16 protein-coding genes are annotated in these 21,310 nt (G+C 66.2%); 8 read left to right on the plus strand and 8 right to left on the minus strand.

Annotation, left to right across the window (positions count from 1 at the left end):
• Positions 1-146: 146 nt before the first annotated feature.
• The 4 genes from ACYOEI_RS31680 to ACYOEI_RS31695 all read right to left on the minus strand — a co-directional run bounded on the left by ACYOEI_RS31680 (position 147) and on the right by ACYOEI_RS31695 (position 6,917).
• Positions 147-1,172: a DUF1559 family PulG-like putative transporter gene (locus tag ACYOEI_RS31680; protein ID WP_462853843.1), complete on the minus strand. Its 1,026-nt coding sequence runs from the start codon at positions 1,170-1,172 to the stop codon at positions 147-149.
• Positions 1,173-1,390: 218 nt separating this feature from the next.
• Entirely contained in the window at positions 1,391-2,746 is a 1,356-nt protein-coding gene (locus ACYOEI_RS31685) for a DUF1501 domain-containing protein (RefSeq protein ID WP_462853983.1), read from the minus strand.
• A 457-nt stretch (positions 2,747-3,203) separates the two neighbouring features.
• Positions 3,204-6,008: a PSD1 and planctomycete cytochrome C domain-containing protein gene (locus ACYOEI_RS31690; protein WP_462853844.1), complete on the minus strand. Its 2,805-nt coding sequence runs from the start codon at positions 6,006-6,008 to the stop codon at positions 3,204-3,206.
• 165 nt (positions 6,009-6,173) lie between these two features.
• On the minus strand, positions 6,174-6,917 hold the full coding sequence (locus tag ACYOEI_RS31695; RefSeq protein WP_462853846.1) for a hypothetical protein: 744 nt from the start codon (positions 6,915-6,917) through the stop codon (positions 6,174-6,176).
• 204 nt (positions 6,918-7,121) lie between these two features.
• Here ACYOEI_RS31695 and ACYOEI_RS31700 point away from each other — a divergent pair, with 204 nt between their 5' ends.
• Together ACYOEI_RS31700 and ACYOEI_RS31705 are read left to right on the plus strand one after the other, a co-directional pair.
• Positions 7,122-8,834: a carbohydrate porin gene (locus ACYOEI_RS31700; protein ID WP_462853847.1), complete on the plus strand. Its 1,713-nt coding sequence runs from the start codon at positions 7,122-7,124 to the stop codon at positions 8,832-8,834.
• A gap of 292 nt (positions 8,835-9,126) precedes the next feature.
• The gene (locus ACYOEI_RS31705; protein WP_462853985.1) at positions 9,127-10,500 is read left to right on the plus strand and encodes an 8-oxoguanine deaminase; all 1,374 of its coding nucleotides are present in this window, start codon (positions 9,127-9,129) and stop codon (positions 10,498-10,500) included.
• Positions 10,501-10,541: 41 nt separating this feature from the next.
• On the opposite strand, the gene ACYOEI_RS31710 is transcribed toward ACYOEI_RS31705, so the two are convergent.
• Together ACYOEI_RS31710 and ACYOEI_RS31715 are read right to left on the minus strand one after the other, a co-directional pair.
• The gene (locus ACYOEI_RS31710) at positions 10,542-11,612 is read right to left on the minus strand and encodes an NAD(P)-dependent oxidoreductase (RefSeq protein WP_462853848.1); all 1,071 of its coding nucleotides are present in this window, start codon (positions 11,610-11,612) and stop codon (positions 10,542-10,544) included.
• Positions 11,609-13,231, minus strand: coding sequence for an aldolase/citrate lyase family protein (locus tag ACYOEI_RS31715; protein WP_462853849.1), 1,623 nt, complete (start codon positions 13,229-13,231; stop codon positions 11,609-11,611). Before ACYOEI_RS31715 ends, ACYOEI_RS31710 begins: the two co-directional genes overlap by 4 nt.
• A gap of 556 nt (positions 13,232-13,787) precedes the next feature.
• Between ACYOEI_RS31715 and ACYOEI_RS31720 the strand changes: the two genes are divergently transcribed.
• Positions 13,788-14,273 (plus strand): hypothetical protein, encoded by a 486-nt coding sequence (locus ACYOEI_RS31720; RefSeq protein ID WP_462853850.1) that lies wholly within the window; start codon positions 13,788-13,790, stop codon positions 14,271-14,273.
• Between the two features lie 168 nt (positions 14,274-14,441).
• Here ACYOEI_RS31720 and ACYOEI_RS31725 read toward each other — a convergent pair whose 3' ends face one another.
• Complete coding sequence (locus ACYOEI_RS31725) at positions 14,442-15,155, minus strand: hypothetical protein (RefSeq protein WP_462853851.1); 714 nt, start codon at positions 15,153-15,155, stop codon at positions 14,442-14,444.
• 217 nt (positions 15,156-15,372) lie between these two features.
• On the opposite strand from ACYOEI_RS31725, the gene ACYOEI_RS31730 reads away from it, so the two are divergent.
• From ACYOEI_RS31730 to ACYOEI_RS31745, 4 genes are all read left to right on the plus strand, one after another.
• Positions 15,373-16,710, plus strand: a complete 1,338-nt coding sequence (locus ACYOEI_RS31730; protein WP_462853853.1) for a glucoamylase family protein — start codon at positions 15,373-15,375, stop codon at positions 16,708-16,710.
• Positions 16,711-16,813: 103 nt separating this feature from the next.
• The gene (locus ACYOEI_RS31735; protein ID WP_462853855.1) at positions 16,814-18,280 is read left to right on the plus strand and encodes an AlkA N-terminal domain-containing protein; all 1,467 of its coding nucleotides are present in this window, start codon (positions 16,814-16,816) and stop codon (positions 18,278-18,280) included.
• A 2-nt stretch (positions 18,281-18,282) separates the two neighbouring features.
• Entirely contained in the window at positions 18,283-18,846 is a 564-nt protein-coding gene (locus tag ACYOEI_RS31740; protein WP_462853857.1) for a methylated-DNA--[protein]-cysteine S-methyltransferase, read from the plus strand.
• Positions 18,843-19,547, plus strand: a complete 705-nt coding sequence (locus ACYOEI_RS31745; RefSeq protein ID WP_462853858.1) for a 2OG-Fe(II) oxygenase — start codon at positions 18,843-18,845, stop codon at positions 19,545-19,547. Before ACYOEI_RS31740 ends, ACYOEI_RS31745 begins: the two co-directional genes overlap by 4 nt.
• Positions 19,548-19,560: 13 nt before the next feature.
• Here the strand turns inward: ACYOEI_RS31745 and ACYOEI_RS31750 are convergent, their stop codons facing one another.
• Positions 19,561-20,367 carry a hypothetical protein gene (locus tag ACYOEI_RS31750; protein WP_462853860.1) on the minus strand — a complete coding sequence of 269 codons (807 nt, stop codon included), beginning with the start codon at positions 20,365-20,367 and terminating at the stop codon, positions 19,561-19,563.
• A gap of 355 nt (positions 20,368-20,722) precedes the next feature.
• On the opposite strand from ACYOEI_RS31750, the gene ACYOEI_RS31755 reads away from it, so the two are divergent.
• Entirely contained in the window at positions 20,723-21,310 is a 588-nt protein-coding gene (locus ACYOEI_RS31755; RefSeq protein ID WP_462853862.1) for a HEPN domain-containing protein, read from the plus strand.

The following is a 21,310-nucleotide window of genomic DNA, read 5'->3' on the forward strand; positions in this document are numbered from 1 at the left end:
GACGCCCCAGATTCGTCGACGACCCGCGGTCCGGGGCGTCGCGGCGCTCCGACCCCGCCCCCCAATTTCTTCTGCCCAAGAAAGCGCACCAATCTGGCTGGCGCTAGGGAAACCCTCAATCCTTGCCGGAGAAGAAGCCTCACCGATCAATAACGATCGGGTGCGATCCTCTCGCCTCCGTTGCGGGTGAGGAGCGAGCGGAGAACCTCGGAGGGAATCGACGACTTGAGGAATCGAACCGAGCCGTCAACAAACGCAGCCTGAAACCCGCCGTGATCGCGACTCCCGTGATCACTACCGAGCCCGCCCGATGGAAGCATTGTGACGAAAGACAAGTCGTCGGGCTTGGTCCAGGGGACACCGTGGAGCGTTTCGCTGACGAGGATCGTCCCATTCGTTCCATCGGTGAAATCCGGAATCGTCATGCCTTTAAAATCAGGAGGAAAGGCCGTCCGGGGACCGACCACCACCTGGTAATTGGCCATCCCCGATGTCCATTCCGAATCGCTCGGACACCGATAAACATTCGGCATCAGGTCGATAAGAGAGCGATTGTGAGGGCTGTCCCAGGGCTCGTCGAGATCGAACTTCGAGTAAAGAGATCCCAATTCCAAGTAGGGAAGGATCGCGACCCGCCAGCTCAGGAGGGGCCGGCCCGCCCCGTCGATGATCGCCGCAGGCGGCAACGTGCCATGGTTCTCCTCGTACTGGTGCATGGCGAGGGCGATTTGCTTGAGATTGTTACCGCACAGCACTCGCCGGGTTGCCTCACCCGGCCCCAAGAAGGGCACGCTCAGGATGATCCCTATGGGAAGGAGGCAACTGAGACATCCCAGCGCGATCCCGATGATCGCCAACCAACGGCCGCGCAGGAGCCCGTCGCTGGAACGGATCTCGCGCAGCGCCCGACGGCCGAGGATGATGGCCGGGATGCCGCTGAAACAGGTGAAGACGACCAGGACGCCGAGCAAGGTGCTCAAGACCGCGATCACACTGAGGCTCGCCGGCTCCGCAGTACCGGACGGCAGGACCAGCGGCCCCGGCCCCGGACTCGGCGCGGACTCGGGCAGGGTCGATTCATACCCGCAGTTCGGGCACGAGACGCGACGTCCCCAGTCACCTTCCGAGACGCCGAAGCAATGGCCGCATTTGCAAATCATCGTTCGAGACACGGGGAGCTCCTGCTCTCGCACGGACAGCCCCATCGACATCTGTCCTGGGCCCTCTCGTTCGATCCTATCCCAGGCTGGTGCTCTGGGGAAGCCCTGGGACAGAGCGGAAGTCTCGCGAGGGCGAAGGTGTCGTTGATGTCCGAACGAGGAGGAAAGAATCGGGGTGGCGACGGGCTCGACGAATGAATGGGGTGCCGGTCGAACCCGTCGCAGTCACGTCAGGCGAGCATCTCTTCGACGACCTGGCCGTGGACGTCGGTCAGGCGGAAGTCGCGGCCGGCGTAGCGGTAGGTGAGCTTCTCGTGGTCGAAGCCGAGGAGGCGGAGGATCGTCGCGTGGAGGTCGTGGACGTGGACCTTGTCCTGGACCGCGGCGAAGCCGCAGTCGTCGGTGGCGCCGTGGACGTAGCCCCCTTTGACGCCGCCGCCGGCCATCCACATGCTGAAGCCGTAGTGGTTGTGGTCGCGGCCGTTGAGCGTGGGGAGCTCGGCCACGGGGGTCCGGCCGAACTCGCCGCCCCAGATCACGAGCGTGCTGTCGAGCATCCCGCGCTGCTTCAGATCCTGGAGGAACGCCGCGATCGGCCGGTCCCATTCCCCGGCGAGCTTGCGGTGGTCGGCCTCGAGCCCGGCGTGGTTGTCCCAGGGTTGGCCCGCGCCGCTCCAGAGCTGGACGAAGCGCACGCCGCGCTCGAGGAGCCGGCGCGCAATCAGCAGTTGCCGGGCGGGCGTGCCGGGGCCGTACATCTCGCGGATCGCCGCGGGCTCCTTCTCGCTGTCGAAGGCGTCGGAAGCTTCGGCCTGCATCCGATAAGCGAGCTCGAATGACTGGATCCGGGCCTCGAGCCGGGCGTCGCGCTGATGCTGCTCCAGGTGCATCTCGTTCAATCGACGCACCAGGTCGAGCTGCTTGCGCTGTTGCGCGGGGGTGGAGGACTCGTTGCGGATGTTCTCGATCAGCTTCCGGATGTCGGTGTGCTGGCTGTCGATGTACGTCCCCTGGTACGCCCCGGGCAAGAAAGCCGAGCGCCAGTTCTGGGTGGCGACGATCGGGTATCCTCCCGGGCACATCGCGATGAAACCCGGCAGGTCCTGGTTCTCCGAGCCCAGGCCATACGTGACCCACGACCCCATGCTCGGCCGGGTCTGCCTCCCGTCGCCACAGTTCATGAGCATCAGCGAAGGCTCATGGTTGGGGACGTCGGCGTGCATCGACCGGATCACGCAGATGTCGTCGATGTGCCCGGCCGTCCTCGCGAAGAGGTCGCTGACCTCGATCCCGCTCTCCCCATACTTCCTGAACGCGAACGGAGACCGCATCGCCGCGCCCGTCTTGCGCTCGGTGCGGAGGTTGGGGCTCGGGAGCGGCTTGCCGTGGTATCGGTCGAGCAGCGGCTTGGGGTCGAACGTATCGACGTGCGACGGCCCACCATTCATAAACAAGTGGACGACCCGTTTTGCCTTCGCCGGGAACTGGGGCCTCTTGGGAGCCAGCGGCCGGAGGTCGGTCGAGGCCGCGCGTGCCGAAGGGGTCGTGCCCCCCTCGACACCCAGGACTCCGGCCAGGCCGATCATCCCGAAGCCCATCCCCCCGCGCCGGAGCAGGTCGCGACGCGAGATCGAAAGGTCCTCGGGGTTGGGTTGATTTCCGGACACGGTCGAGCCCCCCTCGAATCTATTCAGCAGCCCGACATCGGGCTGTCATCCGCCGCATTTTGCCCCGAGGTCAAGTTGTTGTTTACTTAGCCACGGATGAAACACGGATGGAACACGGATGGAACACGGATCAGAGAAGACGAATTTTCAACAGATGGCACAGATTTCCACAGATAAAATCAAAGAAAATCATCTTTCATGGAAATCAAAAAGTTCCCAATTTGCCATTATCCGTGTTCAATCCGTGGCTAAGAAACCAACCAAACTACTTGCTCCAAATGGCCACATGTAAGCCTCGGGCGCAATCTAAAATTTCACCTCTCTACATACCCCGAAGGAGGGTCATTGAATCCTTCGAGGACGCGGCCCCGCAACTTCAATCGATGCTGGAAAACTCATTTGTCAAGAGCAACGACTGGACGTACGGCTCCCAGGGCAGATTCGCCGCGTCGGGCGGCCCGAGGAACTCCTGGCCGAGCGCCTCCTCGGCGCAGGTCGGGGCTCGCCCGAAGAGTCGATGGTACACGAGGCGGATGCGGTTCGTTAAGGAGGGCTCCGCGGCGAACTCCGAGAGCCCGGCGACGGCGCGGGCCGACTCGATGAGGAACGGGTGGTTCATCAGGTAGAGGGCCTGGGGCGCGACGGTCGTCTGGTCGCGTTTTGGGCTCGTCGCGTTGGGGTCGGGGAAGTCGAACGTCCGGTACAGTCCGGGCAGGTTCAGGCGGTCGATGAAGCCGTACAGGGTCCGCCGGGGGGACGCCGCGGTCGTGACGCCCTGGACCGAGGGTCCCCCGACGTGCGGGTCGAGCCGCCCGGAGACGGCGAGGATGGCGTCGCGCAGGGCTTCGAAGTCGAGGCGGCGGCGGTTCATCTTCCAGAGCAACGAGTTCTCGGGGTCGACCCGGCTCGCCTCGGGGCGATCGTCGCTCGTTTGTTGATAGGTACTCGAGAGCATGATCCGGCGATGCAGCGACTTGATCGACCAGCCGCCGTCCATGAACGTCGAGGCGAGGTGGTCGAGGAGCTCGGGGTGGGTCGGCAGGTCGCTCCGCAGGCCGAAGTCGCCGGGGGTGCCGACCAAGGGGGTCCCGACGTGGTACATCCAGACCCGGTTGACGAGGACCCGTGCGGTCAGCGGGTTCTTCCGGTCGACGATGGCCCTGGCCAGGTCGAGGCGTCCGCTGCCGTCCTTGAAGGGCTGGCGGGACTCGCCCGATAAGGCCCCGAGGAACCTGCGAGGTGTCGCGTCGCCGAGGTTGCTTGGGTTGCCTCGGACGAAGACCCGGGGCTCGACGGGCGAGGGGGCGTCGAGGAGCACCATCGCCCGAGGAGGGGCGGCCGGGCCGGTGATCCGCCAGGTCTCGACGGCCTTGACCCGGGCCTGGAGCTCCGCCTGCGAGGGACGGTCGGGCAGCAATGAGAGGTCGCCGGTCGGGGACGTCTGCACGTTCGGCGGGCTGTCGGGCCCTTGGAAGACCTGACGCAGCTCTTCGAGCGCGGGGACGGGCAGGGGAGGGGGCTCCTCGCCATTCAGGGCCGACCGGGCCGCCGAGTCCTGGCCGAGCGCATGGGCCCCGTTCAGCTCTCGCGTGTAGATCCGCGCCACGTCGGCCAGCGACTTCGGGGGCTCGTTCGCGAGCGCCCGGGCGATGACGGCGTTGATCCCCGTCGGCCCTTCGGCCAGGAGCTGGGCGCAGACGACCGACGCCCTGGCCTCGAAGTCGGCCTCGGGCAACTCGGCAAGGGCGTGCCAAGGGGCGAAGACCCGATGATGGGGCTTGCGCGTCCGCTCGAGGTAGACCTCCCAGCGATGAAGCATCGCAGGATTCAGGTCTCCGCCGTCGGCGAGGAGCATGAACTCCTCGGTGTTCGGCTGGTCCCGTCTCGCGTTGGCCGCGAGCATGTACTCCCCGGCGCGGGTCCGGGCCGAACGAACGAGCTCACCATGCTTCGCCTGGACGAACTCGGCGAGTGCCTGCTCTCGCTTGCGGAGCTCGCGGTCGAACTCTTCATAGGCCTTCGTCTTCGGCGGGTCATCGATCAAGGGGGGGACGATCGGCTCGTAGGAGCTGGCGAAGACGCCATACAGCGCGTAGTAATCCTTCGTCGGGATCGGGTCGAACTTGTGGTCGTGACACCGGGCGCACGAGACCGTCAGGCCGAGGAGCCCACGCGTCACGACGTCGATTCGGTCGTCGATGATGTCGTGGGTGTTGTTGATGAATCGCCCCCCCAGCGAGAGGAACCCGAGCGCCGCGAGGGGGTGCCGGTCATCGCCGGTCGGCAAACGGTCGGCAGCAACCTGTTCGAGGACGAACCGGTCATAAGGCAGGTCGGAGTTGAACGCCCGGATGACATAGTCGCGGTAGGTCCAGGGCCATGCGAAGTTGGCGTCCTCGAAGAAGACATATCCCTTCGTGTCGGCGAACCGCGCCACGTCGAGCCAGTAGCGTCCCCAGCGCTCGCCATAGTGGGGCGAGGCGAGGAGCCGGTCGACGACCCGGGCGAAGGCGTCGTGCGTCGGCGCGGTGTCATCCTCGAAGTCATCGACCTCCTGCGGACTCGGCGGCAACCCGGTGAGGTCGAACGTCGCGCGACGGATCAGGGTCCTGCGGTCGGCGGCGGGCGACGGAGACAGCCCTTTGGCCTCGAGCTTCGCGAGCACGAACGGGTCGATCGACGTCCGGGACCAGTCCTTATCCACGACCGCCGGGGCCGGGGGATTCGCGACGGGTTGGAACGACCAGTGACGCTCCCAGTCCCCTTGGTTCTTCTCCGAAGGGGCCGCCACGCCCGAGTCGGGCCAGGGGATCCCCATCTTGACCCAGGTCGAGAGGTCGTCGACCGCCGAGGGGGCCAGCGGCTTCCTCGGCGGCATCTTGACCGAGCCGATGTGTCGGACCGCCTCGATCAGGGGGCTGTCGTCCGGGTTGCCGGGCGTGACCACCGGGCCGCTGTCCGACCCTTTGAGCAGGCCCTTCGAGGTGTCGAGCCTCAGCCCGGCCTTCTGCATCTTCGGCCCGTGGCACGAGACGCAGTTCTCGACCAGCACCGGTCGGACCTTCCGCTCGAAGAACTCCGCGTCGCCGGGCGACACCGGCCCCGCGAACGCCGTCGACATCATCGTCGACGACCCCACGCCAAGGCCCCACACGGCCGCGAAAACCAGCGCGGTCCTCATCCCAAGAGCCTCCCGGCATCCCCGACTTCACGCGACAGCCATCACGTTCAACATTTTATTAAAAATTTCGCTAGCGGAACAGTGCAGAGGGACTGGGGAAGTATTCACCACGAAGGCACGAAGACACAAAGAGGCAAATTTAAAAATCAATAGATGTCTTTATTTTTAATTTCTTTGCGTCTTCGTGCCTTCGTGGTGAACACCCTCCCCGGAGTCTGCTCTTTCAGTAACGACCCGATACTTCCATTTCCGGGACCGATACAGCTCGGTCAATCGGCCAACAAAGTGGTCGTTGAGCTCGCCGCCGCGGTCTTCGATCCGGATTGGCCTGAGACCGGGGTCGTCGGTCATGCCTCCGGTGACGCGGAGGTTGATGACGTCGCGACGACGGCCCTGGTCGGTGAGCCAGGCCTTCTTCGAGTCGACCCAGTCCAGGCCCGAGGCGAAGTTCCCACCTCCCCATTCCAACGGGAGGGCGGGGATGTGTTGCCGGACGACCGGGTCGGGTGAGTTGAGGACCAGGAAGGTGGCCTCGCGTTGCTGGCCGATCTCGATCCACGTCCGTGTCTCGCGCCGACGCCGGTCGATCTCGCGCATGACGAGCCCGAAGCCGACGCCCACGGCGAGCACGAGGGCCATCATCTTCTTCAAGCTGAAGCGGAATCGACCGGTGGCATCCTCGCCCGAGGCCGGCTCGTCGGCACTCGGATCCGCCCCAGTCCAGGAGCGTCGGCGCAGGCTCACCGCAAAGGCGACGACCGCGAGGGCGAGGCCACACAGGAAGAGCAGCGGCGGCCCACTCCCGTCCGACAGGCCGACAGCCCCTCCGACCATGAGCACCCCCGCGCCGAACCCCGCCGCGCTTCCCAGGATGCCGGAGACGGCCCGATAGACACGCGATTGACGCAATGACCGCTCCTTTGAATGAACTCGAAGGCAATCGATCCGCCGAAGGGAGGGGCGAGCCTCCGGCGAGCCTTTGTCGATTCTACCGGACGACGACCGGTTCGCCGCAAGGACGGTTTCCGAGGCGGACGAGCTTTGTCTCATGATGTGTTCAGCGAGGGCCGATGATCCCTTACAAACCTGATTATCATCAGACCAGGAGCAGGGGTGCTGCCGGGACCGAGAATCCTACCCTGGGGGGCGCTTCTGATCTTCGTCTCGGGTTGTTCGACGCTCGGGACGACGGCCAAATCCCTCGCGCCGCCCCTCGTCGCCGAAGACAACCTTGAGGCGGGTGCTGCTCCGCACCGAGCGGACGACGAGGGATTGGGTCGCGTGCCCGTGACCCGGGCCTCGATCGCCGATCGATCAGGGGATTGGAGCGTGCCCCAGGTCGACCCCGAGGTCGCCCAGCAGGCCTACCTCGACATCCCCGTGAGCACGCTCGACCCCGGTCGAGCCCCCCCGGGCAATGCGGCGGACGCTCGATCGACCGGGAGGCCTGACGACGGCCCCCTCGCCCCGAATTCCAACACCGGGGGAGAACCAGGGCGTGGTGGAGGAGGTCGCGAACCAACGGGTACGATGGCCGGGAGGGCGATCAGCGGCAACCCGGCGGCCGTGAACATCATCACGGGGACCGGCAAGCTCGGCGAGGTCCTCGGCGTCAACCGCAATGGCCTCCGCGTCGGTGGCCTCAACATCACCGACTCCAACGGGATCCTCTCCGGCGGCCTCGGGCCCGGGAAGTGGGGCGGCAACAGCCTCACAATCGCCGACGTCTCGGTAGACACCAAGGAATTCGCCGGCTGGGAAGGCGGGACGATCGGTGCCCAGTTCCTCTATTTCACCTCGGGCTCGCCCGGCTACGAGGTCGCGGGCCTCGAGCAAGGGAAGAACGATCCCAATGCGCTCGCCGGCAGCGTGATGGGGTTCAACTCGCTGGTCACCGTCCCGCCGTTCAGTCGGTCGGAGTTGTATCAGCTCTGGTTTCGCCAGGAATTCTTCGACAAGAAGTTCATCTTCCGGATCGGCAAGTCGGTGCCGACGTATGACTTCAACAACGTCCTCCGGGCCGTCCCGATGCAGGACCGGACGGCGGCCATCCCGTCGATCTCGAGCGTCCTTTACACGCCGATCTTCGTCAATCCGACGATGCTCGGCGTGATGCCCGGCTATTACAACTCGGCGACCGGGCTCGTCGCATCGTACGAGCCGAGCGAGAAGTTCTACGCACAGTACGGCTTCTTCGACGGCAACCTCGCGCGAGGCCGACAGCTCGGCCTGGAAGGGCCGCATTTCAACGGCTACTGGCTCCATCTCGCCGAAGCCGGCCTCAACTGGACGATCGGCCAAGACAAAAAGCCTGGCAAGTTCGGGGTAGGAGGCTGGTGGCAGACCGGGAAGCTGAAGGCCTTCGACGGCTCGACCGTCGACGGGGCCAACGGAGTGTACTTCTTCGCCTCGCAACGACTCTACTGGGAGAACCCCGGTCGGACCCACGACGGCCTGACCGCGTTCTTCCAGTTCGGTGCGACCAACTCGGACATCGTCTTCACGCATCGATATTTCGGCACAGGCCTGACCTATTTCGGCCCGATCCCGGGTCGTAGCGACGACTCGCTCGGCTTCGGCCTCGCCTACGGCATCATGGACAGCGACCCCAAGGCGGGCTCGGCCTTCTTCACCTTGCCCGAGAAATCCAGCCTCCGCTCCTCGGCACTCGGGAAGGACGAGATGATCCTGACGTGGTACTATCAAATGAAGATGTTCGGTACCACGTTCTTCCAGCCGAACCTGACCTACATCCCGAACCCGGCGCGACATCCCGGCATCCCGGACGCCTTCGCCCTCACCCTCCGCGCGATCATGTTATTCTGAGTTGAATCCCCACTCACATCGCATAAAATTATCAATACGAACCGCCGTCCAGGCGGCGATCGCGGGTGTGCCCTTGCCCCAGTCTAATTCGAGGAGAGAGCCGATGAACGACCCCGTGGACGCGTCCGACGAAGGCCGCTCGGATGAGCTCCGCTCGATGGAAGTGACCCGTCGACGATTCCTGGACACGGGCGGTTCGCTCGCGGCCGGCGCGCTCGCCCTCGCGACGGCCGGCGCGGCCACGGGAGAGGCGGCGCAAGAGGCCCGCGCCCAGGCCACCGGGCCGCGTACGATGCTCGTCAAGAACGCGACGGTCCTCGCCACGATGGACGAGCAGCGGCGCGAGATCCGAGACGGCGGCCTCTTCCTCCGCGGCGGCAAGATCGAGCGCGTCGGTCCGACCTCGGGGCTCCCCAAGGAGGCCGACGAGGTCCTCGATCTGGCCGGACATGTCGTCCTGCCCGGGCTCGTTAATACGCACCATCACCTCTACCAGACGCTCTACCGCGTCGTGCCCGCCGCCGAGGACGGCAACGTCTTCAACTGGCTCACGACCCTCTACACGATGTGGGCCAGGTTGACCCCCCAAGCCTTGAGGGTGGCGACCCAGACGGGCCTGGCCGAGCTGGTGCTCACCGGCTGCACAACAGTCTTCGACCACTCGTATGTCTTCCCGAACGGCTGCCGGGTCGACGACCAGATCCCGGTGGCCCGGGAGATGGGCGTGCGATTCCACGTGTCGCGCGGGAGCATGTCGCTGGGCAAGTCCAAGGGGGGGCTGCCGCCCGATAGCTGCGTCGAGGACGAAGGCGCGATCCTCAAGGATTGCCGACGCGTGATCGAGACCTATCACGACCCCAAGCCGGGCGCGATGACCCGGATCGTCCTGGCCCCTTGCTCGCCATTCTCGGTGACGCCCGACCTCATGAAGGAGTCGGCCAAGTTGGCCCGTGCGTACAAGGTCCACCTGCACACGCACCTGGCCGAGTCGCTCGACGAGGAGCGCTACACCAGCAAGAACTTCGGGGTGAGGCCGGTCGGGTTGATGGAGAAGCTCGGCTGGGTCGGCGACGACGTCTGGTTCGCCCACGCCGTCCACATCGACGACGACGAGATCGGCGCCTTCGCCCGGACCGGCTGCGGCGTGGCCCATTGCCCGTCCTCGAACATGCGCCTCGCCTCGGGCATCGCCCCGGTCTGGAAGTACCGCAAGGCCGGCGTGCGGACGGGCCTCGGCGTGGACGGGTCGGCCAGCAACGACAGCTCGCATATGCTCGCCGAGGCACGCATGGCCATGCTGCTGGCCAGGACGCTGCTGAGCCAGAACCCCGGCGGCCCTCCCGCCGAGAAGCCCTACTGGATGACGGCCCGCGACGTCCTCGAGATGGCCACGCGAGGAGGGGCCGCCGTCCTCGGCCGCGACGACATCGGGTCGCTCGAACCCGGCAAGTGCGCCGACTTCTTCGCGATCAAGCTCGACCGCATCGAGTACGCCGGCGCCCTCCACGATCCCGTCGCCGCCACGGTCTTCTGCGCCCCCGCCCGGGCCGACTACACGGTGATCAACGGGCGAGTCATCGTCGATCGGGGGAGGATCACGACCCTAGACCTCCCACGCGTCATCGAGGAGCAGAATCGCATCGCGCACGAAGTCGTGAATGGTTGACGGACGCCTGCGTTCTCGAGCCCCGGCCGGCCCGGGCGTCTTCAATAATCCTGGAACTTCTCCAGGCAGAGCCGCTCCCACTTGGCGCGGAAGCCGGGCCGGTCGAAGACCTCGGGGTTGAGGACGCCTCGAGGGCGGCGGCCTTGCGCGAGGTCGAGCATCCCCTGACAGGCCGCGTGGCCGATGTCGCGGAAGAGCTCCTCGGTCCAGGCGATGCAGTGGGGGGCGAGGAGGACGTTGTCCAGGGTGCCGAACCGATGAGGCTGGACGACCGGCTCCTCGGCGAACACGTCGATCGCCGCGCCCGCGATCCGGCGTTCGCTCAAGGCTTCGAAGAGCGCATCCTCGTCGACGATCCCGCCCCTCGCGGTATTGATCAGATAGGCGCCTGGTTTCATCAACGCGAGCTCGCGCGAACCGATCAGGTTCCGCGTCCGGTCGGTCAGCGGGCAGTTGATCGAGACGAAGTCGGACGCGCCCAGCAGCTCGTCGAGGGGGACGAGGCGGACGCCCGTCTCTCGGGCGACCTTCGCGTCGACGTACGGGTCGAACGCCAATGGGGGTTTCATGCCGAAGCCGTCGAGGTGCGTGACGAGCTTGCGGCCGATCCCCCCGAGCCCGACCACGCCGAGGGTGCGGTCTCGAAGCTCGGTCCCCATGAGCTGCGAACGGTCGTTCCAGCGTCCTTCCCGGACGAGCCGGTCCTTCGCGCGCACCTGGTGTGTCAGGGCGAGCATCCAGGCGACCGTCGCCTCGGCGACGGAGTGGTCCACCGCGCCCGCCGTGATGAAGGCCACGACGTCGGCCTCGGTACACGCGGCGACATCCACCGCGTCATAGCCGACGCCGAACCGGCCGACCGCCAGCAGGCTCGTTGCGTCGGACACCGTCCTCGCGGTCACGGCCGGGGTCAGGACGATGACCCCCCGCACATCCGCGAGTTGCTCCGGCGCGATCTCCGGACGATGCTCGGCGAAGGCGGACGTCTCGATGCGAGGGTCCCCCTCGAAGGCGCCGAGGCCGAGGTCCTTGTAGCGAGGGGTCCCGTCGGGGCCGTAGAAGTCGGCGGTCAACGCGACGCGAAACCGCCTCGGAGTGACGTCGGCGCTCATGGGTTCGTGCTCCCCGGGGTCGCTTGACAACGCGATTCGTCCATGACGATCCGGTCGGGCATGTCCCCCGCATAAACCCAGATCATCGCCATCGGCCCATTGGATTCGTTGATGAAATAGTGGCAGCGGCCCCGAGGCACCAGCGCCGTGTCGTTGCCCGAAAGCTCGTGACGCCTCCCCTCGACGACGCAGGTGGCGGTCCCCTCGATGATCGTGATCGACTCGTCGAAGTCGTGGCGATGGCAAGGGAGCCGCGACCCGGGCTGGAACCGGCCGTAGCCGCCGCAGATCCCCCGCGCCCCGAGCGTCGCGTTGAAGTAGTCCTGGAAGAGCGCCCCCGAGTTCAGCTCGAACTGGTCCTCCCGCGCATTGCGACGGACGCGCTCGGCGCCATCGACCCCTTTCGACTCATCAGGCATGACCGATGCCGGGAAGATCCCGAGCGAGGCGCGCTCCACCGGAACCTCGTCGTTCAGGGCGACGTGGAGCGTGATCGGATCACGGTCCGACGAATTGACGACGCGACGAGATAGGCCCCTCGGGATGAAGAGATTATCGAGCGCACGGAGTCGATAGCGCCGACCTTCGACGTCGACGAAGGCCTCGCCCGACAGCACCGTGACGGCCTCGCCGCAAGGGCGCGTGCGATAGGGCCACTCGCCTCCCGGCGCGATCGTGACGAGCCCCGTGAAGAGGTCGCGCGCCCGATTGTCCGCACCGACGAGCGGACGGATCTCGACGCCCGGCCAGGGCGATTCGGGGGCCGAATCCCCGACGCGCCGGATCGCCTCGACCCGGTCGTGAGGCCCGGGTTCGGGGGGCGGAGGCGCGAGGTCTGGGCCGATCGCCGCGGCCTTGCCGACGCGCGTGAGCGAGTCGGCAAGGCCGCGGATCAGGAGGCCCATGTCCATGCCGAGGCCGAGCAGGCGGAACCCCTGGTCGCGCCTCAGGGCCAGGTCGTCGGGGCTGGTCGCGACGACGCCGCAGGACTTGCCGTGCCGTCGGATCGTGTCCTTGATCGCGAGCAACGACTCGGCCACGCCGGGCCCTTCCCAATGGCCGGGAAAGCCGGCACTCGCGGAGTAGTCGGCCGGCCCGATCTGGAGGATCTCGACGCCGGGCACCTCGCAGATCGCCTCGATGTTTCGCCCGGCCTCGACGGTCTCGATGATCGGGACGACGAGGACGTGGTCGTCGGCCTCGAGCGTGTGTTGCACCAGGCCTCGTCCCCAGGCCGTCGCGCGCTCGGCGCCGATGCCTCGGGTCCCCGCGGTCGGATACCTCGCGTGCGCCACGGCCCGGCGCAACTGGTCGGCCGACTCGATCCAGGGGAGCACCACGCCGTCGGCGCCGACGTCGAGGGCCCGCTTGATCAGCGCCCCGTTGGTCTCGGCCAGGCGGACGAGCACGACCGTCCGGCTCCGGACGGTCGCCCGGATGTGGCCGACGATGTCGCGCCAGTCGAGGTGCCCGTGCTCGGCGTCGACCACGATCCAGTCGAGCCCGAGCGCCACGGCGGCCTCCGCGACGCTCGGCGACTCGAGCGTCACCCAGAGCCCATACGCGGGCTCGTCGGAGAAGAGCTTGCGCCGGAGTGCACGAATTGCCTTGATGTTCATCGATAGGATCCTTGGGCCTGGGCTTCGCCGACGATGATCGGGATGCCCCGAGCCGGGCCTCGCGGGTCCGAGTGTATCGCCCCCGACACCCTCGAGCAACGGCGTCCGGCGCCCGCCGTCATTCCCCTCCGCCTCCGCCCTCGAACCCCGCGACGGGGCGTGACCTCGCACGAAGGGCTGGTGCGTCACGCGCCGAACTCAGGCCCCGAAGGTCCTCGTGCGAGTCGGCTGGCGCTGCGAAAAGCCGCGGAAATCCCCGCAAATCCACCCCAATCGCCCCGGTCAGCACCACGGAAGGCTCCCGGGGCTCGCGGGACGAAACCCTCGTCTCGACAAAATGTTTTCATGTTCTCCCGAAGAAACTCCACGCGAATTTTGACCTTTCGCCGGCCCCTCGTGACGAAGGTGCGGGCACCTCGCGTGCGTTTGCACGAAATCGCGCGAAGATGTCTCTTTCCCGCACCCCTTGGTCTGATATATTGACCAATGATACTCCGCAAGATCGGCTTTCGCGTGCCGATCGTCGAGGTTTCCTTTTTGGAAGAGGGTCCGAAACATGGCCGTGAAAAAAGCTGCGGGTTCGAAGAAAACCCAGGAAGGGTCGACCTCCAAGCCGAAGCCCGAGGTCAAGAGCACGGCGAAGAAGGCGGCATCACCCAAGGCCGCCGCCCCCAAGGCGGCCGCCCCCGCGAAGGCCACCGCTCCGGCGAAGGCCGCCGCACCCGCGAAGCCGGCCGCCCCCACGCCGGCCCCGGCTGCCGCGAAGCCGGCGGCCACCAAGAAGGCCGCGGTCAAGAAGGCCGCCCCGGCGCCGATCAAGCTCTCGGCCAGCCAGACCGAGATGCTCAAGAAGATCGGCGGCGTCGAGGCCCCCGGCTACCTCAGCGAGAAGAAGGCCGAGCTCCGGACCATCGAAGCCCTCCAGGAACGCAAGCTCATCAAGCGGGGAGCGAAGAACAAGGAAAAAGGTACATACCATTACCTGATCTCGAGCGCCGGCAAGAAGCACCTCGACACCCAGGCCAACGCGGCGAGCGCCTGACCTCGGCCCACCTCGACGACCACCCCTCCTGAAGCAGGCGACGACCCTCACCCAACTCGCTCCCTCCCGGGGCCCTTCCCCGGCGGGGAGCGTTCTCGCTTCCCGGCCTCGCGATCGACCCGAGCCCTCCTCACCGGGAGGAGCCGAGACCGGCGAGAGGGACCAGGCTCAGTCGGGACAGCGACAGAGGAAGCATCGACGCTTCGGAATATTCTGCGGCGAAATCACCTCGACGGGATAACGATCGAGGCCGAGGCGAGGGACTAACCACGAGTTGTCGTAGAGATTCTGGTCGAAGATGCTGCGGCTCATGACCTCTCGGGCGATGTAGCGACTGGCCGGCTTCCCGACGCGGATCAGGGGATAGTGGCCGCGGCCGAAGATCGGATCGACGGCGGCCACGGCGTGGATGCAGTCGCTGACGAGCAGGTTGCTCGGCGTGCTGATCGCCCGATACTTCGCGGCACCGCTGTCGAGGATCTGGGCGACCTTGAGGGAACGCTCGTAGATTGGTCGGGCCACGATGAAGGGCCCCCACATCGTCACGTGTTCGCCGTCCTTGAGCACGGCGTCGAGCGTCCCGTAGAGGTCGAGGTTGACCCCCTGCTCCGGGAAGGGGCTCCACGTGCGGACGTCGAGGCTCGCGGGGAGCCAACTGATGGTCTGGAACTCGAGGGCCCGGGACGACGGGTCGACTCCCTCGCCTTCCGCCTTGATGAATGTCGCCCAGGTGTGCGTGTACCGCAGCTGTTTCGGGCGCGACTGCGACCCGAAAATCATCAAATAATAATTCGTCTCCGCTTTGAGTGGGGTCGTCCACGACGAGATCACCCCGAAGCCCAGCACCGCGGCGACGAGCCACCGAGCCTTGACCGTGCGCATCCGAGCCCTCGCGATCTCCTCGACGATCTCCGGCCAGTCGACGCCATCTCCGATATCGGCTCGATCCCCCTACCGGACCCCGAGATACGGGACACTTCGACCAGCGGGCGGCGGCGAAACCGTCACGATCCGTGCCCCCATACCGACTCTCGGCCGGGTCGTCGTTTCGAGTAAACTACCTCCGAATGGTTCCGAATGGCCGCGGAGGTCTCCATCCATGTCGCGAGCGGCACAGTCTGGCTCGAACCCTTCGGACGTCTCGGACGACCGCTGGGACGCGCTCCAGTGGGTCTCCCTCGAGTACTACCTGCGCCAGACCAACCACGCGAACGGACTGATCGCGGACAAATCGATGGCGGGATCTCCTTCGAGCATCGCCGCCGTCGGGATGGCCTTGGCGACGGCGCCGCTCGTGGTCGAGCGGGGCTTCCTCCCCCGCGAGGAGGTGGTGCGACGCGTGCTGATCAAGCTCCGGTTCTTCCACGAGAGCCCCCAGGGGCCCGAGCCCGACGCGACCGGCTATCAGGGGTTCTACTACCACTTCCTTGATATGCAGACCGGCCGCCGCGTCTGGCAGTGCGAGCTCTCGACGATCGACTCGGCCTTCCTGCTGGCCGGGATGCTGACCTCCGCCGCCTACTTCGATCGCGAGACCGAAGCCGAGGCCGAGATCCGCGCCTTGGCCGATGCGATCTACCGACGCGCCGACTGGGCCTGGGCCGCCGACGGAGGGCCGACGCTCTCGCACGGCTGGAAGCCCGAGAGTGGGTTCCTCCCCTATCGATGGACCGGCTACGACGAGTCGCTTCTGCTGGAGATCCTCGCCCTCGGCTCGCCGACGCACCCGTTGCCCGACGAGAGCTACGCCGCCTATACCTCGACATACCACTGGAAGCAGCTCTACGACCAGGAGGTCCTCTACTCGGGCCCGCTTTTCACGCATCAACTCTCCCACATCTGGATCGATTTCCGAGGGATCCAGGACGCGTTCATGCGCGATCACGCGATCGACTATTTCGAAAACAGTCGGCGCTCAACCTATATCCACCAGGCCTACGCGATCAGCAACCCGCTCCAGTTCGAAGGCTACGGCCGGAACTGCTGGGGGATCACCGCCTGCGACGGCCCGGGCTGGCTCACGAGGAAGTTGAAGGGCGTCGAGCGCCACTTCTTCGACTACCAGGCCCGCGGCGCCCCCTACGGCCCCGACGACGGCACGATCGCCCCCTGGGCGGTGGTCGCCTCACTCCCGTTCGCACCCGAGATCGTGGGGAAGGCCATCGCATACTTCGAGCACACCAACTGCGGGATGACCGAAGACTACGGCTTCCGCTCGAGCTTCAACCGGACCTTCCCCATCGACGGCGCCGACTGCGGCTGGGTCTCCCCCTACCGCTTCGGCCTCGACCAGGGGCCCATGGCCCTGATGATCCAGAACTACCGCAACGGCCTGATCTGGGACCTGATGAAGCGCTCCCCTCCCATCGTCGCCGGCCTCCGCCGCGCGGGGTTCACCGGAGGCTGGCTCGAGGCCCCACCCTCACCAGTCGTCTGAAGAGTTGGAGGCCGATTGTCGCCCTCGGAGCCGATTCCGAACGGCTTCGTTGCCATGTCCGAAAACGGCGAGATCGCACGCCGTTGGGCGTTACAATTCGGGCATGGAACCGAACCACGAGAACTGCTATCGGGCCCTGTCGACTCGCGACGCGAGGTTCGACGGGATCTTCTTCGTGGGCGTGACGACGACGGGGATCTACTGCCGTCCCGTCTGCCCGGCAAGGACTCCTCGGAGCGAGCGCTGCCGTTTCTTCCCCGGGGCGGCGGCGGCCGAGCAGGAGGGGTTCCGCCCCTGTTTGCGATGTCGGCCGGAGCTCGCGCCGGGGAGGGCGTCGGTCGACGCCGTGGGCCGCGTAGCCCGTGCCGCGTCGTCGAGGATCGAGGCAGGGGCCTTGAACGGCGACAGGTCGCTGGAGGACCTCGCGGATGAGTTCGGGCTCAGCTCCCGGCAGTTGCGCCGGGTCTTGAAGCAGGAGCTGGGAGTTAGCCCCGTCCAGCTCGCCCAGACGCACCGCCTCCTGCTGGCCAAGCAGCTCCTGACCGAGACCCGCTTGCCGATCATCCGGGTCGCGTTCGCCAGCGGTTTCGACAGCCTCCGTCGATTCAATGCCGTCTTCCAGAACCATTACCGAATGCCTCCGAGCCGATTCCGAAAGTCACTCGAGGCAACCCCCGACGAGGAACCGCTCCGGCTCCAGGTGGCCTACCGCCCTCCGTTGGCCTGGGGAACCCTGCTCCAATTCCTCTCCCGCCGCGCGATCACCGGGGCGGAATGGGTCTCTGACGATAGCTATGCCCGGACGGTCGCCTATGGTTCCCATAAGGGATGGCTGAGGGTGACGCCCGGCCGCGCCCCGAACACGCTCTTGGTCGAATTCGCCCCCGCGCTCGCACCGGTGTTGGCACCAATGCTCGCCCGGGTCCGCCACCTCTTCGACCTCAACGCAAGGCCCGACGTGATCGCGATGCACCTGGGCGGCGACGAGAGGATCGGACTCGCGGTCGGCCGATGCCCCGGCCTGCGCGTGCCGGGGGCCTTCAGCGGCTTCGACTTCGCCTGGCGGGCGATCCTGAATCAACGGATCTCCGTCTTCTCGGCGACGACGGTCGCCAGGCGCCTCGCGACCGAGTTCGGCGAGCCGATGGAGACCCCATTCCCGGAGCTGACGCGCCTGGCCCCGACCCCCGAGCGGATCGCCGAGGTCGAGATGGAGGACCTCGCCCGACTCGGGATGACCCAAGACCGTGCCCGGACCATCAAGGCATTGGCCGGGGCCGTCGCCGACGGCCAGATCCGCCTCGAACCCGGCGCCGATCCCGAGGCGACGAACGATCGGCTCATGAGCATCTCCGGGATCGGCGAATGGACGGCCCAGGCGATCGCCATGCGGTCCCTTGGCTGGCCCGACGCCTTCCCCCACGGCGACCTCGGCCTCCTCCGGGGCCTGGGCGAAACATCCCCCTCGAAGTTGCGGGCGATCGCCGAGCCCTGGCGCCCCTGGCGGTCCTACGCGGTCATGCACATCTGGAACGGGCTCGAGGCCCCTCCCATCCCCAAGGAGTCCTGAAGATGACGTCGCAGGCATCGACCCTCTACACGATCTCCGAGAGCCCGATCGGCGATCTCATGCTCACATCCAACGGTGATGCACTCACCGGGCTTTACATGGAGTTGCACAAGGGCGGCCCCGCCATCGAAGCTTCCTGGCAACGCGACGACGAGGCCTTGAGGCCGATTGCCGAGGCCCTCTCGGCCTACTTCGCGGGCGATTGCCGACGCTTCGACTTCCCGTTGTCGCTCCGAGGGACCGAATTCCAGCGGAAGGTCTGGGAGGCCCTCCTGTCGATCCCGTACGGCGAGACGACGACCTTCATGGAGATCGCCCGACGCATCGGGGCCCCTCGAGCCGTCCGAGCCGTCGGCGCCTCGGTGGGGCGGAATCCCGTCTCGATCATCGTCCCTTGCCACCGCGTCGTCGGCTCGTCGGGCAACCTCACCGGATTCGCCGGCGGCCTCGAACGCAAGCGTTGGCTGCTCGAGCACGAGCGGGACACCCACCTCGGCCGAACGGCACTCCCCGGCTTCTCGGCCGTGATCCCCTCGGGCCGCGTCGCGGCGGGGGTCACGCGATGACCGTCCTCGAGCGCCTCGGCGGGCTCGACTGGGAAAGTCTTGGTCGCGACCTGGACGAACGCGGCTACGCCCAGACTCCTCGCGTCCTGACCGCCCAGGAATGCGAGTCGCTCGCGGCCCTCTACGACGGCGGACCGTTCCGGAAGAAGGTCGAGATGGCCCGGCACGGGTACGGCGAGGGCGACTACCAGTACTTCGACCACCCGCTACCGGGGATCGTCGCGGACCTTCGCGACGGCCTCTATTCTCCCTTGGCCCGGGTCGCGAACCGCTGGGCCGAGGCCCTGGGCCGAGAGGACACGTATCCCGCCACGCTCGGCGAGTTCCTCGCGCGATGCCGGGAGCACGGGCAGAGCCGGGCGACTCCGTTGATGCTCCGCTACGAGGCCGGCGGCTTCAACTGCTTGCACCAGGACCTCTACGGCGCCATCGCCTTCCCGCTCCAGGCGGTCTTCCTCCTGAGCCGCCCCGGCGACGACTTCACCGGGGGCGAGTTCCTGCTCGTCGAGCAACGCCCGCGCGCCCAGTCCCGCGGCGAGGCCATCGCGATCGGCCAGGGTGAGGCGGTGATCTTCACCACTCGCGAGCGGCCCGTCTTCAAGGCCAGTCGCACCTCCAAGGTCAATGTCCGCCACGGCGTGAGCCGCATCCGCTCCGGCCACCGAGTCACCCTCGGCATCATCTTCCACGACGCGGAGTAAACCGCCCCCTCGTTTACCCTCCGCGATCGCCCGGCGAGAACTTCACCGAGCCGGGGTTGATGAGCGTCTGCGTTTCCTTGATCAATGACGAGAACTTGAGGACGGTGAGCGTGAACTCGGTCAGGGCCTCCCGACCCTCGGGGCAGACCCAGGCGTAGAGGTCCCCGGACCGGCCGACGTAGCAGGCGTCCTTCGGCACGTCCCTCTTACGACCCGTGTGGAACCAACCGGCGGGGATCTTTGCGAGGTCGCGCCGGATCATCTCGAGCTTGCGCTGGACATTCCTCGTCAATGGCGATCGGTCCGCATTCGTCGGGACGTAGAACCCATCATCGTTCGTCGTGACCACCCGGCTGTCGAGCTCTCGGACATTGCGGCTCGCGCGTGATTCGTACTCGAAGAAGAGGTCCGACTCGTCGCGGAGGTCGGCGTTGGAGGCGATTTGCGCCTTGAGGTCGTGCGCCAGCTCTTCGAGGAACTCCGGGTCGGGCATGTCGGCCGCGCCTTGGGCACGGCGATAGGCGATGCGGAGCAGCCGGAGCTCGGCGGCATCGATCACCGGCTCCATCCCCCACTGGGCGACGACCGTCCTGGACCCAAAGAGCTGCGGCTGCGTCGACACCGGCGGCCCGAGATCCACCAAGGCCCCGCCCGAGAGCGAGTCGGTGATCTGCGACGTCCCCTCCTTGAGATTGACGTGCCAGGGGAGCGTCGCCGGATTGACCGTGAATTGCGCCAGGTTGTCGAGCACCTGCTGATATTGCAGATCCGGCAGCGTCGACGCTTGGTTGATCGTCCTCTGACGCAGGCGCCCGTTCATGCACCCGGTCGCGCAGGCCAGACTCGCGACGAAGATTATCCAGACGAGGCGCATGGCAATTCCAACAGGTCACGTCGCACCGTTTCTATGGATTGTATCGACAGGCTGAGGATGAAACGTGAGGGTCGCCGGCTGCAGGATGCCTGGACACATCGACTTCGAGAAGAGGTCGAGCCTCTGGCGAGATATCTCGAAGGAAAGACGATTGGCCGCTATGGTATCGCCCAAGACGGCTGCTTCGGTGTCCATGACTCGATCCTCCAAGTCGAGCTCTTGAAGCCCTTGTTGGCTCGATTCGGGGCCGATAGAGTGGCTCGCCTGGTCCCGCGGATCAATTTGCGGGCGAGTAGCCCAAATGGTCCAGGAGTGGCGAACGCCATCCGCGTCTCTCCGCATTTGGCTGACAGACCGGCTTCCGCGCATTGCCGAGCTCGAGAAGCAGTGCACGACGACCACGGCGCCGGTCCCTCCAAACCCCAGGCTTGAGGACGAGAACCTTCGCGGTCTGATCATCCTCCTTTCCGCCCACTTCCAAGGATTCTGCCGCGATCTCTGCACGGAATGCACCATGATTCTCTCCGCAAGGATCAGGAACCCTTCCATAAGGAGCTTGTTCCAGGAACAGTTCACCGCAAACCGCAAACTCGATCAGGGCGACCCGAATCTGGGAAACATCAGGAAGGACTTCGAGCGATTCGGCTTCACCCTCGACCTCCCGAGGGCCGACCCCGGCAACAATCCTCGAAGAATCACTCACCTTTCAAGCTTGAACCAACTCAGAAATGTGGCCGCACATCACGGGAATGTCCCTTCGGGAGGGATCCCGGACCTGGCGACGATCCAAGCCTGGAGGAATTCTTGCGAAGGCCTGGCGACCTCGCTTGACGGGGTGATGTACAATGAGTTGCTTGGATGTTTCAACAAACGCCCGTGGAAACCGTAG

It is taken from the genome of Singulisphaera rosea (assembly GCF_054877945.1).